General features: G+C 37.8%; 14 protein-coding genes. 9 read left to right on the top strand and 5 right to left on the bottom strand.

Annotated features, from left to right (window positions below):
- Positions 1–14: 14 nt before the first annotated feature.
- Genes AWW83_RS01610 through AWW83_RS01595 form a run of 4 tightly spaced genes read left to right on the top strand, consistent with a single transcriptional unit; the run spans position 15 to position 6,679 of the window.
- Positions 15–1,040: a PorV/PorQ family protein gene (locus AWW83_RS01610; RefSeq protein ID WP_143713857.1), complete on the top strand. Its 1,026-nt coding sequence runs from the start codon at positions 15–17 to the stop codon at positions 1,038–1,040.
- Between the two features lie 18 nt (positions 1,041–1,058).
- Positions 1,059–2,003: an N-acetylglucosamine kinase gene (locus AWW83_RS01605; protein WP_092347452.1), complete on the top strand. Its 945-nt coding sequence runs from the start codon at positions 1,059–1,061 to the stop codon at positions 2,001–2,003.
- On the top strand, positions 2,000–4,894 hold the full coding sequence (locus AWW83_RS01600) for a serine hydrolase domain-containing protein (protein ID WP_092347450.1): 2,895 nt from the start codon (positions 2,000–2,002) through the stop codon (positions 4,892–4,894). Before AWW83_RS01605 ends, AWW83_RS01600 begins: the two co-directional genes overlap by 4 nt.
- Positions 4,895–4,921: 27 nt before the next feature.
- A complete protein-coding gene (locus AWW83_RS01595; RefSeq protein WP_092347447.1) occupies positions 4,922–6,679 on the top strand; it encodes a sodium:solute symporter family protein in 1,758 nt (585 codons plus the stop codon).
- A gap of 2 nt (positions 6,680–6,681) precedes the next feature.
- Here AWW83_RS01595 and AWW83_RS01590 read toward each other — a convergent pair whose 3' ends face one another.
- From AWW83_RS01590 to AWW83_RS01570, 5 genes are read right to left on the bottom strand one after another with little or no spacing between them, the layout of a single operon-like run.
- Positions 6,682–7,083 (bottom strand): hypothetical protein, encoded by a 402-nt coding sequence (locus AWW83_RS01590; RefSeq protein WP_092347444.1) that lies wholly within the window; start codon positions 7,081–7,083, stop codon positions 6,682–6,684.
- Between the two features lie 20 nt (positions 7,084–7,103).
- Positions 7,104–8,270, bottom strand: coding sequence for an N-acetylglucosamine-6-phosphate deacetylase (nagA, locus tag AWW83_RS01585; protein ID WP_092347441.1), 1,167 nt, complete (start codon positions 8,268–8,270; stop codon positions 7,104–7,106).
- Entirely contained in the window at positions 8,267–8,953 is a 687-nt protein-coding gene (gene rpe / locus AWW83_RS01580) for a ribulose-phosphate 3-epimerase (protein WP_092347438.1), read from the bottom strand. The genes nagA and rpe overlap by 4 nt, the downstream gene beginning before the upstream one ends.
- A gap of 6 nt (positions 8,954–8,959) precedes the next feature.
- Entirely contained in the window at positions 8,960–9,307 is a 348-nt protein-coding gene (locus AWW83_RS01575) for a PASTA domain-containing protein (RefSeq protein WP_159421071.1), read from the bottom strand.
- Positions 9,291–9,710 carry a PASTA domain-containing protein gene (locus AWW83_RS01570; protein WP_092347432.1) on the bottom strand — a complete coding sequence of 140 codons (420 nt, stop codon included), beginning with the start codon at positions 9,708–9,710 and terminating at the stop codon, positions 9,291–9,293. Before AWW83_RS01570 ends, AWW83_RS01575 begins: the two co-directional genes overlap by 17 nt.
- Positions 9,711–9,985: 275 nt before the next feature.
- On the opposite strand from AWW83_RS01570, the gene AWW83_RS01565 reads away from it, so the two are divergent.
- The 5 genes from AWW83_RS01565 to lon all read left to right on the top strand — a co-directional run bounded on the left by AWW83_RS01565 (position 9,986) and on the right by lon (position 14,299).
- The gene (locus AWW83_RS01565; protein ID WP_092347429.1) at positions 9,986–10,411 is read left to right on the top strand and encodes an Hsp20/alpha crystallin family protein; all 426 of its coding nucleotides are present in this window, start codon (positions 9,986–9,988) and stop codon (positions 10,409–10,411) included.
- Between the two features lie 31 nt (positions 10,412–10,442).
- A complete protein-coding gene (locus tag AWW83_RS01560) occupies positions 10,443–10,811 on the top strand; it encodes an Hsp20/alpha crystallin family protein (RefSeq protein WP_092347427.1) in 369 nt (122 codons plus the stop codon).
- Between the two features lie 22 nt (positions 10,812–10,833).
- Positions 10,834–11,292, top strand: coding sequence for an Hsp20/alpha crystallin family protein (locus tag AWW83_RS01555; protein ID WP_092347425.1), 459 nt, complete (start codon positions 10,834–10,836; stop codon positions 11,290–11,292).
- 103 nt (positions 11,293–11,395) lie between these two features.
- Positions 11,396–11,890 carry a ferritin-like domain-containing protein gene (locus AWW83_RS01550; RefSeq protein ID WP_092347422.1) on the top strand — a complete coding sequence of 165 codons (495 nt, stop codon included), beginning with the start codon at positions 11,396–11,398 and terminating at the stop codon, positions 11,888–11,890.
- Between the two features lie 39 nt (positions 11,891–11,929).
- Positions 11,930–14,299, top strand: a complete 2,370-nt coding sequence (gene lon, locus AWW83_RS01545; RefSeq protein WP_092347419.1) for an endopeptidase La — start codon at positions 11,930–11,932, stop codon at positions 14,297–14,299.
- Positions 14,300–14,410: the final 111 nt, after the last annotated feature.

Here is a 14,410-nt window from a genome sequence, read left to right as displayed (position 1 = left end):
TTTGGTGAGAAGAAATGATGAGAAAAATTTTAACAATAGGAATTTTGAGCGTTTTAATGTTTTCCATTTCACTTGCTCAAATCGGAAGTAGTTTAACAAAAACTGGGACAACATCAGCCCAATTTCTAAAAATTGGAATTGGTGCAAGAGCCATAGGAATGGGTGGTGCTTTTGGCTCTGTTGCTGATGATATAAGTTCAATATATTGGAATCCAGCTGGCTTGAGCAGGATAAGTGGAAGAGGTGAAGCGGTTTTTAACTATGTTGACTGGCTTATGGACATAAAGTATAGCTTTGCTGCTTTTGCTCTGAATTTAGGTAATCTTGGAACAATTGGAATGCAAATTTCTTCACTTACAATGGGAGATATGGAAGTTAGAACTGTTGAGATGCCAGATGGAACTGGAGAAAGATTTAAAGCGGGTGGATTGATGATGGGCGTTTCATATGCAAGGCAATTGACCGATAGATTTTCAATTGGTTTTAATGCAAAGTATGTTAGAGAATATATCTGGCATGAAGTTGCCCAAGGTTTTGCTCTTGATTTCGGGACATTGTATATCACTCCGTTTTTGAATGGGATGAGAATAGGTGCAAGTATGTCAAACTATGGAACTAAAATGCAACTTACGGGTCGTGATTTGATAATTATTTACACTGTTGGTGGTGGAACGGGAAACAATATAAATGCATTTATCCAAACGGATAAATTTGAAATGCCTTTGATTTTCAGAGTTGGTCTGTCAAATGATTTTATAAAGACAGAATCGCAGAGATTAACAACCGCTGTTGATGCGGTTCATCCGAATGATAACACTGAATATCTAAATCTTGGGCTTGAATACTCGTTTAAAGAAATTTTCTTTTTAAGAGGTGGCTATAAATCGCTGTTTGAAAAAGGAGGGGAACAAAGATATACATTTGGAGCAGGTGTAAAGTATTCAATCGCAAGAGGTATCGCCTTTGCTATTGATTACGCATATCTTGATTTCGGTCGCTTGAAAAATGTCCAGTATCTTACGATTGCGGTGAAATTTTAAATTAAAATCTGATCTGCTGTGGAGTATTTAATTGGAGTTGATGGCGGTGGAACTAAAACGCATGGAATAATTACTGACATTGATGGTAACATTATAGCCGAATCAATTACATCATCTTCAAACTTTCAAATGCTTGGTGCTGAACCCGTTGCTAAATTGCTTGTTGACTTAATTTATGAACTCGTTGAAAAAGCAAAGTGTAAATTTTCTGATGTAAAACTTGCAGTTCTTGGTCTTACGGGTGCAGGAAGAGAAAAAGATAGGGAAAAAATTTACAACGCTATAATTCTTCACTCAAAAAATCAAAACCTGCAGATTCCCGAAATAATCATAGAAACCGACGCAAGGATTGCTCTTGAAGGTGCTTTGATGGGGCAACCTGGGATTATCTTAATCGCTGGAACTGGCTCGGTTATGTTTGCAAGGGATGTGAATGGAGAAATACATAGAGTAGGGGGATGGGGAAGATTCATCGGAGATGAAGGGAGTGCTTTTGTGATCGGGCGTGAAGCGTTAAGGGCAGTTGCAAAGTATATTGACGGTAGAGGTGAAGAAACAATTTTGAAAAAAATGATTTTTGAAAAATTTGAAATAAATGATTTGATGCAAATCGTCAGCGGAATCTATTCAGGCGAATTTGACATCGCAAAGGTTGCTCCAATCGTTATGGAAGCGGTTGAACTCGGTGATTATGTTGCGAAAGAAATTCTTGATGAAGCCTGTGATGAACTTTTTTATCACATAGAAGCAATGACTAAAAAAACAAACTTTGGAGAGAAAATTAATCTTGTGCTTCTTGGCGGGGTTCTTCAAAATGAAAACTATGTTTCAAAGAAATTGAGAAACATGGTTAAAGAAAAACTTCCAAATGTAAATTTGCTTGAACCACTGGCATCTCCTGCTTATGGTGGGATCGTTTATGCGAAAAATTTTCTCAAAAATAAAATTTCAACCGAAAAATGAAAAAATTACCCCTTGCTTTTTCAATCATTGCATTGCTTGTAATTTCCGTGGTTGTCGTTTCATATGCTATAAAAAATGAACCAGAAAAACACATTCAAACAATTTCTCAAGGGAAGAAAAAAATTGATAAAGTTGATTTCAACCGCTTTTCAAAACAGGAGTGGGTGAATTATTGGATGAAGAGATTAACACTTGAAGAAAAAGTTGCGCAGATGATAATGCCTGATGCCCGAGGAATTTTCCTTGCGAAAGATAATAAAGAGTTTAAAAAACTTGTTCATTATGTCAGAGATAAAAAAGTTGGCGGATTAATTTTCTTCCGTGGCGATGTTTATGAAACGGCGGATATGATAAACTATTTTCAAAAAATTTCAAAGATACCGCTTTTGATTTCTGCTGATTTTGAATGGGGGACAGCGATGCGACTTGATTACACGACGCATTTTCCACCTGCTATGGGGATAGCTGCAACAGGAAAGCCCGAATACGCTTATGAGGTCGGTAAGATCACAGCAATAGAAGGACGTGCTATCGGGATTCATCAAAATTATGCTCCAACGGTTGATGTAAACAATAACTATAAAAATCCAATCATAAACGTTCGCTCTTTTGGGGAGACGCCCGAAATAGTTTCAAAATTTGCTGTTGAGTTTATAAAAGGTTTGCAAGAAAATGGAATGATAGCGACCGCAAAACATTTCCCAGGTCATGGTGATACTGATGTTGATTCACATCTTGATTTGCCTGTTATAAATTATCCGAAGTCAAGATTGGATTCAATTGAGTTGCCACCTTTTAAAGAATCTATAAAAGCGGGTGTTAAGTCAATTATGATTGCGCACATCTTTTTCCCGCAAATTGACACAGGCAAAGCTTTACCGTCAACGCTTTCTTATAACATTGTTACAAAAATTTTGAAAGAAGAACTTGGTTTCAAAGGTTTAATCGTAACTGATGCGATGACTATGAGAGGCGTTACAAAACTTTACTCAAATGCGCTTGCTTCGGTTCTTGCTGTTAAAGCCGGAAATGATATAATTTTAATTCCGCCAGATGTTGATGAAGCAATTGATGCGATTGTAAAAGCTGTAAAGCGTGGGGAGATTTCAGAAGAGAGAATAAATGAGTCGGTGAGAAAAATTCTTGAGTTTAAATATGATCTTGGCTTGCATAAAGAAAGATTTGTTGATGTGAATAAAATTCGTGAAGTCGTTGCACGGGAAGAACATTTAAGAAAAGCGAAGGAAATTTCCCGAGCTTCAATCACGGTCGTTAAAAATGACGGCGTTTTACCACTTTTGCAATTTGATGATAAAAAAATTCTTCACATCACGATTGTTGATTCAAGAGACCCAAACACTGGGAGTGCATTTGAGAATGAACTTGCGAAAAGATATAGCAACATTTCTTTTGAAAGGGTTGATTTGAGAAGCACAAATGGTGAACTTAACACAATTCTTTCAAAGTTAAATAATTTTGACCTTATCATTGTCTCGGCTTATGTCCGTGTGAGGGCTTATCAAGCTTCAATTTCCCTTCCTGAAAAACAGGCGAAATTTTTAAGTCAAGTTTTAAACTCCGGAAAACCCGTCATTTTGATTTCATTTGGAAATCCATACATAGTTATTGATTATCCAAGTGTTAAGGCATACATTTGCTCCTATTCGGATGCCCAGCCAGTTGTTGAGGCAACCGCAGAGGTTATCTTCGGCGAAATCTCACCGCAGGGAAAATTGCCAATTAGCATTCCCGGATTTGCAAAACTTGCGACGGGATTAACATTTCCAAAAACAACGCTTCGCTATGGATATCCAGATGAAGCTGGGCTTGATGCAAATAAACTTGCAGAACTTGATTCAATAATGGAAAAAGCAATAGATGATTCTGTTTCCCCGGGCGCTGTTCTTCTCATTGCAAGAAATGGTGTAATTGCATATCATAAGGCATTTGGAACTTACTCATATGATCCATATTCAAGAAAAGTTGATCCAAATTCAATTTATGATATGGCTTCAATTACAAAAGTCGCAGCAACGACGATTTCAATTATGAAACTTTACGAGGAAGGCAAAATCAATCTTGACGATCCAGTTGCGAAGTATATTCCGAAATTTGCTCAAAACGGAAAAGAGAAAGTAACTATAAAAAATTTACTTCTTCACAATAGCGGTCTTCCATCGTGGAAACCATTTTATCAAATTTGCAAAACACCTGAAGAAATTCTTGATTCAATATACGCTCAACCGTTGGTTTATAAAACTGGAGATTCAACAGTTTATAGCGATTTAGGTTTTATAACGCTTGGGAAAGTTGTTGAAGTTGTAACTGGGAAGACGCTTGATCAATATGTTAAGGAAACCTTTTACATCCCTCTTGGAATGAAATCAACGACATTTTTGCCACCGAAGGAATGGCTTGATATAATTGCACTAACCGAATATGACAGCTCCACAGGTTCTTTCATTCATGGGGTTGTTCATGATGAAAATGCTCGGGCTTTGGGTGGTGTCTCTGGTCATGCTGGACTTTTTTCAAATGCACGAGATCTTGCGGTTTTGATGCAGATGATTTTAAACAGTGGTGAATACGGTGGGAAGCGTTTCTTTAAAAAGGAGACAGTTGAATTATTTACAAAAAGATATCCGAATAACCGCGGTCTTGGCTGGGATAATGCACTTTCACCTTATGGAAGAAGTGCGCTTGATGGAGCATTTGGAGAAAATGCGTTCGGACATACAGGTTTTACGGGAACTTCTGTTTATGTTTATCCTGAGAAAAATTTAATTGCTGTTCTTTTGACAAATCGCGTTCATCCAACGAGAGCAAATAACAAACACATTCAACTTCGGAAAATCGTTCATAAAACAATTGCAAAAGCCGTGATTGATTGAAATTGTAAAAACAAAAAGTGTTAAAAAATGCAATTAATTGATTGGCTTATCGTTGCTCTTTATTTCATTTTAAGCATCGCAATTGGGGTTTATTATTCAAAAAGAGCTGGAAAAAGCATTGGTGAATTTTTCTTATCGGGGAGAAATCTTCCGTGGTGGCTTGCTGGGACTTCAATGGTTGCGACGACATTCGCAGCTGACACACCGCTTGCGGTAACCGAACTTGTTGCAAAAAATGGTATCGCAGGAAACTGGTTGTGGTGGAATTTTCTTTTCGGCTCAATGCTTACGGTTTTCTTCTTTGCAAGATTGTGGAGAAGAGCCGGGATTTTAACCGATGTTGAGTTTGTTGAATTAAGATACTCTGGAAAACCAGCTTCATTTCTTCGTGGATTCAAAGCACTTTATCTTGGTTTATTTATTAACACAGTTATAATCGGCTGGGTCAATGTGGCGATGGTTTCAATCCTTACGGGATTTTTCGGCGTCCCGGAGGAAGTTGTGAGATACTATGTTTTTGGGGCGATGTTAATTGTTGCAATTTATTCGGCTCTTTCGGGATTGTGGGGGGTTGCAGTGACTGATGCAGTTCAATTTGTTATAGCAATGACTGGGACAATTATACTTGCTATTTTAGTTGTCAATTTGCCGCAGGTTGGTGGTGTTTCAGGTTTGAAAGAAAAATTGCCCGAATGGGTTTTTAATTTTACGCCTGTAATCGGTTCAACAGAAGAACTTGCATATGGTGGTGTTCTGGCTTTGACAGTTTCTTCGTTTATTGCCTATATCCTCGTTCAGTGGTGGGCTTCGTGGTACCCAGGAGCTGAACCCGGCGGTGGTGGATATGTCGCACAAAGAATGATGTCCGCAAAAGATGAAAAACATTCTCTTCTTGCAACTTTGTGGTTCACAATTGCTCATTACTGTGTAAGACCCTGGCCTTGGATAATTGTTGGACTTGCAACACTGGTTCTCTATCCTGAACTTGGGGTTGACGATAAAAAACTTGGCTATATCTACACAATGCGTGATTATCTTCCCGTTGGTTTGAAAGGTTTGCTTATATCAGCATTTTTCGCTGCGTATATGTCAACCATAGCAACACATTTGAACTGGGGAACATCTTATGTTATAAACGATTTTTACAAGAGATTTATCAAAAAAGATGCGGATGAAAAACATTATGTTTTTGTTTCAAGGGTTGTAACTTTGCTTGTTATGGTTGCTTCGGTGTTAATAACTTTAATCATAAAAACGATTTCCGGGGCGTGGCAGTTTATAATTGAAGCAAGCGCTGGATTTGGGCTTGTGTTAATTTTAAGATGGTACTGGTGGAGAATAAACGCCTGGAGCGAAATTGTAGCTATGATTGCTCCGTTTTTCGGCTACGCTTACATAAAATTTTTCACTGCTGTTAAATTCCCAGAGACGCTTTTTTACATCGTCGCTTTTACAACTATCTCGTGGCTTGTTGCTACCTTCTTAACAAAACCAGTTGAGCAAAACCATCTCATAAATTTCTATCGCAGAGTTCATCCGGGTGGAATCGGATGGAGGAAAATCGCAAGAATTGTCCCTGATGTAAAAGGCGACTCTGGATATGGTTATCTTTTCATTGACTGGATAAGTGGAGTTGTCCTGGTTTACATGTTTTTGTTTGGGATAGGAAAAATTGTTCTTGGTGAATATCTAATTGGATTAATTTATCTTGCGATCGGTTTGATTGCGGGTTCTGTAATTTATTTTGATCTGTCAAAGCGAGGTTGGGAGAAAGCAGTTGAATGATCTTAATGTTCGGGAAGTTTGATTTCAAATTTTTCCGTAAATTTTGAACACCATCCCTCTTTTTCAAAACAGTAAAAATATGTGAATTTTCCAGTTATAGCATTTAAGTTTTTTGAATTCAGAACAAGGTAAAAAGATATCGGCTTTTTTGTGTTAAGATAATTCTTTTCATCAACTTCAAATTTTACATCAACGATTTTTAGGTCTTTGCTCTCAAAACTAATTTCTGGCGCAGGTTGGGAGTTTATATGAATTCCCGGTGTCGGTGTTAAGAAAATTTGGAGAATCGCTCTATCATTTGAAAGTTTTTTAAGTTTAAAGCTTGTTGAGACAAATTTATTCTGCTTTTGTGTAAAGTTCAGCGCTAAAATGAAAATTAAAAGCGAAGATAAAACTTTCTTCATTTTGCATCAAAAATAATTTCTTAATCTCGTTTAAATTTGATTTCGCCTTCGTAAATTGTCATATGGACATCAAAGTTTTTATCAAGTATAACGATGTCGGCATCTTTTCCAGTTGCAAGAATTCCTTTTTGATGTTCTTTCCCAAGCACACGAGCTGGGTTAAGCGAAGCCATTCTAACTGCGGATGTGATTGGAACATCAACAAGTTGAACCATAACTTTGACAGCTTGCTCCATCGTCAGGGTGCTTCCAGCAAGCGTACCATCTTCAAGAAAAATTTTTTTATCTTTGACGATCACTTTTTGACCTGCGAATTCGTATTCTCCATCAGGCATACCGCACATTTTCATCGCATCTGTGATGAGAATTATTCCAGTGGGACCTTTTATTTTGTAAAGAAGTTTCATCACCATTGGATGGACATGAATTCCGTCGGCGATAAGTTCAATTTTTAGCTCGTCAAATAAAAGCGAACCTGTGATAACGCCGGGGTCACGATGATGAAACGGTTTCATAGCGTTGAACATATGCGTCACATGAGCAGCACCGTTGTGAATCGCCATCTGTATTTCTTCAATGTCTGCTATTGAATGACCGATTGAAAGTATGACGCCATCAAGAGCAGCTTCTCTCATAACTTCGTAAGCCCCGGGAAGTTCAGGTGCAATTGTCATTAATTTTATAAATCCACGTCCTGCGTCTCTTAAAGTATACCATGCTTCAAGTGATGGTTTTTGCAGATAATCCGGGTTCATCGCACCACGTTCTTCTGGATTTAAAAAAGGACCTTCAAGATGAATTCCCCAGATATTTGAATTGTTTTGTTCAATAAAGTCTGCAATTCGTCTTAATTCGCGGACAAATTCTTTCTCTGGTTTTGGATAAAGCGTTGCAAGTAATCCAGTTGTTCCGTGTTGAAAGAAAAATTCGCTTATCTTAAAAAGAGCATCATCATCTTCATCTTCAAAGCCATATCCCAAACCACCGTGGACATGAAGATCAATAAATCCCGGCACAGCATACATATTGTCAAAATCAAAAATTTCAAAATCTTCATCAGGTTCAATTTGTAAATCATCAAGTTTTCCAATTTCAGAAATTTTCTTCCCCTCTATCACAATTCCAGATTTTTCTATCACTCTAAATGGTGTAACTGAGTTAACATTACGAATGAAGATTTTTTTCATACAAATTTGACTTTGTTTTTTATTTCAAATTCAAAAAACTTTTGTTTAAATTTTCTTACTGTTTCCGTCACATCATTTGAATTGAAAATTGACGAACCAGCAACTATTATATCTGCACCAGCTTCAAGCAAGAGATCAACATTATTTAAATCTATCCCACCGTCAACTTCTATTTCAACTTTCAAATTTCGCTCCGTTATAAGTTTTTTCGCTTGAATGATTTTTCTTATCGTCGTGTCAATAAATTTTTGCCCTCCAAATCCCGGATTAACGGACATTATAAGCAAAATGTCAACATAGTCAATTATCTCTTCAATCAGATGAACAGGCGTCGCAGGATTTATTGAGACGCCAGCTTTTGCTCCCGTTTGTTTGATTTTTGAGATCGTCCTGTGTAAATGTGTGCAAGCTTCAAAATGAACAGTGATTATATCAGAGCCAGCTTTTCTGAATTCTTCTATGTATTGATCTGGATTTGAAATCATAAGATGCGAATCAAGTGGCAACTGTGTTAATTTCCTAATTGCTTTAACTATCATCGGACCAAATGTTAAATTCGGAACGAAATGACCATCCATAATATCAAGGTGGAAAAGATCTGCACCACCGTCTTCGGCTTTTTTTATCTCGTTTTTTAAATCTGAAAAATCAGCTGAAAGAAGCGATGGGGCTAATTTAAACATCCTGTGTCAGTAATTTTGTTTTTGTATTTCCGAAAGCTCTTTTGCAACGAACACATCAACGCTTGAACCTTTTTGAACATAAAAACCCGGTCTTGGGAATTGCTCAATCACAGTGTTGGGTAAAACAGTTGAGCTTGGCTCGTAAATTACTTTGCCGAGGCGAAGATCTGATTCGTTCAAAATTTGCTCAACTTTTGAAAATGGAAGACCTATTAAATTTGGAACTTGCGTTTTCCCCTCTGCATTTCCCAAACTTACCACAACTGAAATCGGTGTTCCTGCGGAAACCCTTGTCTTTTCAGGAATTGACTGCGAGAATATAGCTCCTTCTGGAAAATCATCCGAAAAAATCATATTGGACATCGCCAAGGCGAAGTCCGTATTTTTCAAGTGTTAACTTCGCATCACGAACAGATTTACCAATAAGAGATGGAACTTCAATTTTTTGCTCCCCTGAACTTATAACGAGATAAACTCTTCTTCCTTCTTTTATTTTCATCCCAGGTCTTGGATTTTGAATTATGACATAACCAGCTGGGAAACGGGCATCGTGCCTTTCCGTGACGCTTTCAAGTTTCAAGTTGAGTGAATCAATAATTTTTTTCGCATCTTCAATTTTTTTACCAATCAAATCGGGCATCTCAATTGATTTAACTGCACCAACATAAAATGGCATCACAATTTTATCCACGAGTAAGATAAAAGCTATAAAAGAGATGATAAACAGCACGGGCTTTTTATATTTTTTCCAGATCATTAGCAAGCCAAATCTTTGTTTATCCTTCGTTGAAGATGCAATTTAAAATAAAAATAAATTCCGAATTCACAAAACTTTTATCCCTTTGAATTAAATTCACACAAGATTGACACTTTGGCAACGGGGTTAACAAAATTGCAGTTTCACAATGCCACTTTGTCAATTTGCTTTGAATTTTCTCGCATAATTTTCAATTCTTTTCTCTGGCACAATCTTTGATTAAAATTTATTTTGGAACTTGAAAACAAAAAATAAAACACAGGAGGTGATGAGCTATGTTGATGAGATATTCCCCATTCAAAGAAATTGAAATGCTTGAAAGAGAAATTAACAGAATGTTTAACGATTTCTTCCGTGGATTTGAAAGCGGTTATGAGTATCCACTTATTGATATTGTTGACACGAAAGATGAGCTTGTGATTTATGCTGAATTGCCGGGCGTTAATAAAGATGATGTCAAGGTTAAAATACATAACAACATTCTTACAATCTCCGGCGAAAGGAAAGAACCAGAGCTTCCTGAGAATGCAAATTGCCTTGTTCGTGAGAGGGAATTTGGCAAGTTTATGAGAAGTGTGAGATTGCCTTATCCAGTTGAGGTGAGCAAAGTCAGCGCTGAATATAAAGATGGAATCTTGAAGATTACCCTTCCGAAGAAAGAAGAGGTCAAACCGAAAGAAATCCAGATAAATGTTGAATAAAAACAAAACCTATTAAAGGAGGTGATGATATATGAGAAGAGACAGAAGCATAATCAAAAATGAAAAAAGTTTAAGAACATACATCACGCCTCCTGCTGATTTATACGAGACACCTGATGCATATATTCTCTACATTGATTTACCCGGTGTGACAAAAGAAAATCTTAACATAAAAGTTGTTGATAACTCACTTATCGTTCAGGGAAAATTTGAACTTTCACTTCCAAAGGATTCGGACACGATGTTTAGTGAGCTTGCGAAGGGTGAATATCGCAGGGAGTTTGTGCTTGCTGGCGATGTTGATAGGAATAAGATTGATGCGAAGCTTGTAAATGGTGTTTTAATCTTAACACTTGGCAAGAAAGAAGAAAGCAAAGAAATTGAAATCAAAATAGAATAAAAATAAAAGGAGGTGAGTTGCCATGACACTCGTAAGATGGAGCCCATTAAGAGACCTTGCAACTGAAATTTTTGATCTCCAGAGAGAAATAAACAAAATGTTTGACAGATTCTTCCGTGGCTTTGAGGAAGAGGAAGAAGTCAGAATCAGCACATGGAGTCCAAGAGTTGATATATCTGAAACGGATGATGAATACATTGTGAGAGCGGAGATTCCGGGTGTAAGCAAGGATGATGTTAAGGTTACGATAAGGGATAATGTGCTCACGATAAGTGGAGAAAAGAAGCAAGAGAAAGAGACAAAGAATGAGAACTTCCACAGGATTGAAAGAGTATATGGTTCGTTTACGAGGTCATTTACATTGCCAGGTGCTGTCAAGGTTGATAAAGTTGAGGCGAAGTTTAAAGATGGAGTTCTTACGATAAAACTTCCGAAGGTTGAGGAAGCAAAAACGAAAGAAATTGAGGTTAAAGTTGGCTAAGTTTGAAAATCCCGCCAATTTTGGCGGGATTTTTTTTAAATTATAACGGGTGGGCTTAGCCCACCCGCAGATTTTTTATCAAAAATAAAAGTGGAATTGAAAAATGGCTCCGGAAGCACAAGCAAAGAAAAAATCAATTGCGGAAATTTTGAAAAGTTTATTTATGCCTTATCTTTCGGAGACGGACGAGTTGATAAAAATTTTAAATGAGGATTACTCAAAAGAGATGGCACTTGCACATATGATTGATGAACACGCTGAGATTATTCCTTTTGATTTTTTGAGGGAAAAATTGAAAAAAGTCGCAGAAGAAGAAAGAAAACACGCTGAAAAACTGAAACAAAAAATCACAGAACTTGGTGGAACAGTTAACCCATCGCCGAAAGCTTATGCAATTAAAACCTCTTCAATTCATAACGAAAAAGGATTCAGAAAACTTGTCGCAGACCTTGAATTTGATAAAGAAATTTATGAAGATTACATCGCACAGATGAACAGAATTGGAAACGAAGATGTTAAGAAGTTGCTTCGTGAGATTGTTGAAGACGAGATGAAGCATAAGGATATTTTGATGGATGTGGTTATGCGTTTGTGTTAACTTTTTAAAATTTTAAAAACAAAAACTCAAAATTAAATCATGGCAGAAGAAATCAAATACACTGGAAATCCAGAAAAGCATGTTCATATTCCTGAGGCGATGTCTGTTTTACCGCTCAGGAATTCGGTGTTTTTCCCGAAGCAGTTTATGCCACTTTCTGTTGGAAGGGAGAGCACGATAAAATTGATTGAAGATGCATCAAAGACGGGTGAATTGATTTTAATTGTGGCGCAGAAAGAACCACAGATAGAAAGGCCAACGCCTGATGATGTTTATCACTTTGGAACAGTTGCGAAGATATTGAAAGTTTATAATCTTCCAGATGGTTCAAAGAGCGTGTTTGTGCAAGGTTTGCACCGTGCAAAAATTTTGTCGTTTATACAGCAAGAGCCGTATCTAAGAGCTGTAATTCAGCAGGTTGATGATGAAGGCGAAATAGATATTGAAGCTGAGGCGCTTGCGGTTGCGATAAAAAATGTCTTTAAAAAAGTTGTTGAACTTTCATCGGACTTAACACCTGAACAAGCAAACATGGTTTCAAGCACGGATGATATATTTACACTGCCGGATCTTGTTGGTTCAATTTTAAATGTTTCCGTTGCCGAGAAACAGGAAATACTTGAGCAGGTGAATATAAAAGATCGTTTGAAGAAATGTCATTTCATTTTAAACCGTCACGCTCAACGGCTTGAGCTCGGAAATAAAATTCAGGCGGAGGTTCAAGATGAGATTACGAAGAATCAACGTGAGTATTTCTTGAGGGAGCAATTAAAGGCGATAAAGAGAGAGCTTGGAGAAGATGAAGAAGGGGCGGAGATAAGGGAGCTTCGCGAGAAAATTGAAAAGGCAAATATGCCCGAAGAGGCGCGAAAAGTCGCACTCAAAGAACTTGACCGACTTTCAAGAATGCATCCATCATCTGCTGAGTATACAGTGTCAAGAACTTATCTTGATTGGTTGATTGAACTTCCGTGGAGCATTTCAACCGAAGATAACCTTGACATAAAGAAAGCTGAGGAAATACTTGATCGCGATCATTACGGACTTGAAAAAGTTAAAAAGAGAATACTTGAATATCTCGCTGTTAGAAAGCTCAAAAACGATATGAAAGGACCAATCCTTTGCTTTGTTGGACCTCCGGGCGTTGGAAAGACATCACTTGGCAGGTCAATTGCGGAAGCGCTTGGGAGGAAATTTGTCAGAATTTCTCTAGGCGGAGTTCACGATGAGGCGGAAATAAGAGGGCATCGCAGAACTTACATTGGAGCTTTGCCCGGAAGAATAATTCAGGGAATAAGAAAGGCGGGTTCAAATAATCCAGTTTTTATGCTTGATGAAGTTGATAAAATTGGTGCTGACTTTCGCGGAGATCCAGCAGCTGCATTGCTTGAGGTTCTTGACCCTGAACAAAACCATTCTTTCAGCGATCATTACATTGAAGTTCCGTTTGATCTTTCAAAGGTTATGTTCATTGCAACCGCAAATATGGTTGAGCCCATACCACCAGCTTTGAGAGATAGAATGGAGATAATTGAAATCCCGAGCTACATTGAAGAGGAAAAACTTAACATTGCAAAGTATTTCCTCGTCCCGAAACAGATCAAAGCTCACGGATTGACCGAGGATATGATAAAGTTTGAAGATGAAGCATTAAGGAAAATAATTAACTCATACACACGTGAAGCCGGAGTCAGAAATCTTGAAAGAAGGATTGCCGATATATGCCGTGGGGTTGCAAAAGATGTTGCCATGGGTAAAAATGAGCCGACGACGATAACAGTTGATGCCCTCCCAAAATATCTTGGACAGCCGAAGTATTATCACGAAGTAGCAGAGAGAATTAACAAGCCGGGAATTGCGACAGGTCTTGCGTGGACCCCAGTTGGTGGAGAAATTTTGTTTGTTGAAGCGACGAAGATGAAAGGTAAAGGTGGGCTTCAACTTACAGGTCAGCTCGGTGATGTGATGAAAGAATCAGCTCACATTGCGCTGAGCTATATCGCTTCAAAAGCTGAAGAATTCGGAATTGATCCGGATTTTAGAGAAAAATATGACATTCATATCCATGTCCCGGCTGGTGCAATTCCAAAAGATGGTCCATCTGCTGGTGTTACGATATTAACCGCTCTTTATTCTCTTCTCACAGGAAAAATTGTCTGTAATGATATCGCAATGACCGGTGAGATCACTCTGCGCGGAGCGGTTTTGCCAGTCGGCGGAATAAAAGAGAAAGTTCTCGCTGCACATAGAGCGGGAATTAAAAAGGTTATTTTACCGGAAAAAAATAAACCTGACATTGAAGAAATCCCAGAACAAGTCAGAAACGAAATGGAGTTTTACTTTGTGAAAGAGATGGACGAGGTTCTTGAGATCGCTGTTAAGAAAGAAGAAGTCGTTGAAGAAGTTTAATTTAAACTTTGAAAATTTTTATCGGGCGAATTGTTCCGAGTCCGAAGGAAACTTTGGAGAAATCGGAATGATTCGCCTTTTGTTTATAAAATTTTGGAGGTGATGACAAGG

The sequence above is a fragment of the Candidatus Chryseopegocella kryptomonas genome (assembly GCF_001536065.1).
Lineage (GTDB): Bacteria > Bacteroidota > Ignavibacteria > Kryptoniales > Kryptoniaceae > Kryptonium > Kryptonium kryptomonas.
Note: the sequence above shows the minus strand (reverse complement) of the source record. Positions and strands in the feature narration are given on the sequence as shown.

Coding starts and splice junctions, on each gene's coding strand:
- AWW83_RS01570 (WP_092347432.1), bottom strand. CDS start 9,710: ATGATCTGGAAAAAATATAAAAAGCCCGTGCTGTTTATCATCTCTTTT.
- AWW83_RS01595 (WP_092347447.1), top strand. CDS start 4,922: ATGCAATTAATTGATTGGCTTATCGTTGCTCTTTATTTCATTTTAAGC.
- AWW83_RS01565 (WP_092347429.1), top strand. CDS start 9,986: ATGTTGATGAGATATTCCCCATTCAAAGAAATTGAAATGCTTGAAAGA.
- AWW83_RS01560 (WP_092347427.1), top strand. CDS start 10,443: ATGAGAAGAGACAGAAGCATAATCAAAAATGAAAAAAGTTTAAGAACA.
- AWW83_RS01600 (WP_092347450.1), top strand. CDS start 2,000: ATGAAAAAATTACCCCTTGCTTTTTCAATCATTGCATTGCTTGTAATT.
- rpe (WP_092347438.1), bottom strand. CDS start 8,953: ATGTTTAAATTAGCCCCATCGCTTCTTTCAGCTGATTTTTCAGATTTA.
- AWW83_RS01555 (WP_092347425.1), top strand. CDS start 10,834: ATGACACTCGTAAGATGGAGCCCATTAAGAGACCTTGCAACTGAAATT.
- nagA (WP_092347441.1), bottom strand. CDS start 8,270: ATGAAAAAAATCTTCATTCGTAATGTTAACTCAGTTACACCATTTAGA.
- AWW83_RS01590 (WP_092347444.1), bottom strand. CDS start 7,083: ATGAAGAAAGTTTTATCTTCGCTTTTAATTTTCATTTTAGCGCTGAAC.
- AWW83_RS01610 (WP_143713857.1), top strand. CDS start 15: ATGATGAGAAAAATTTTAACAATAGGAATTTTGAGCGTTTTAATGTTT.
- AWW83_RS01550 (WP_092347422.1), top strand. CDS start 11,396: ATGGCTCCGGAAGCACAAGCAAAGAAAAAATCAATTGCGGAAATTTTG.
- AWW83_RS01575 (WP_159421071.1), bottom strand. CDS start 9,307: ATGATTTTTTCGGATGATTTTCCAGAAGGAGCTATATTCTCGCAGTCA.
- lon (WP_092347419.1), top strand. CDS start 11,930: ATGGCAGAAGAAATCAAATACACTGGAAATCCAGAAAAGCATGTTCAT.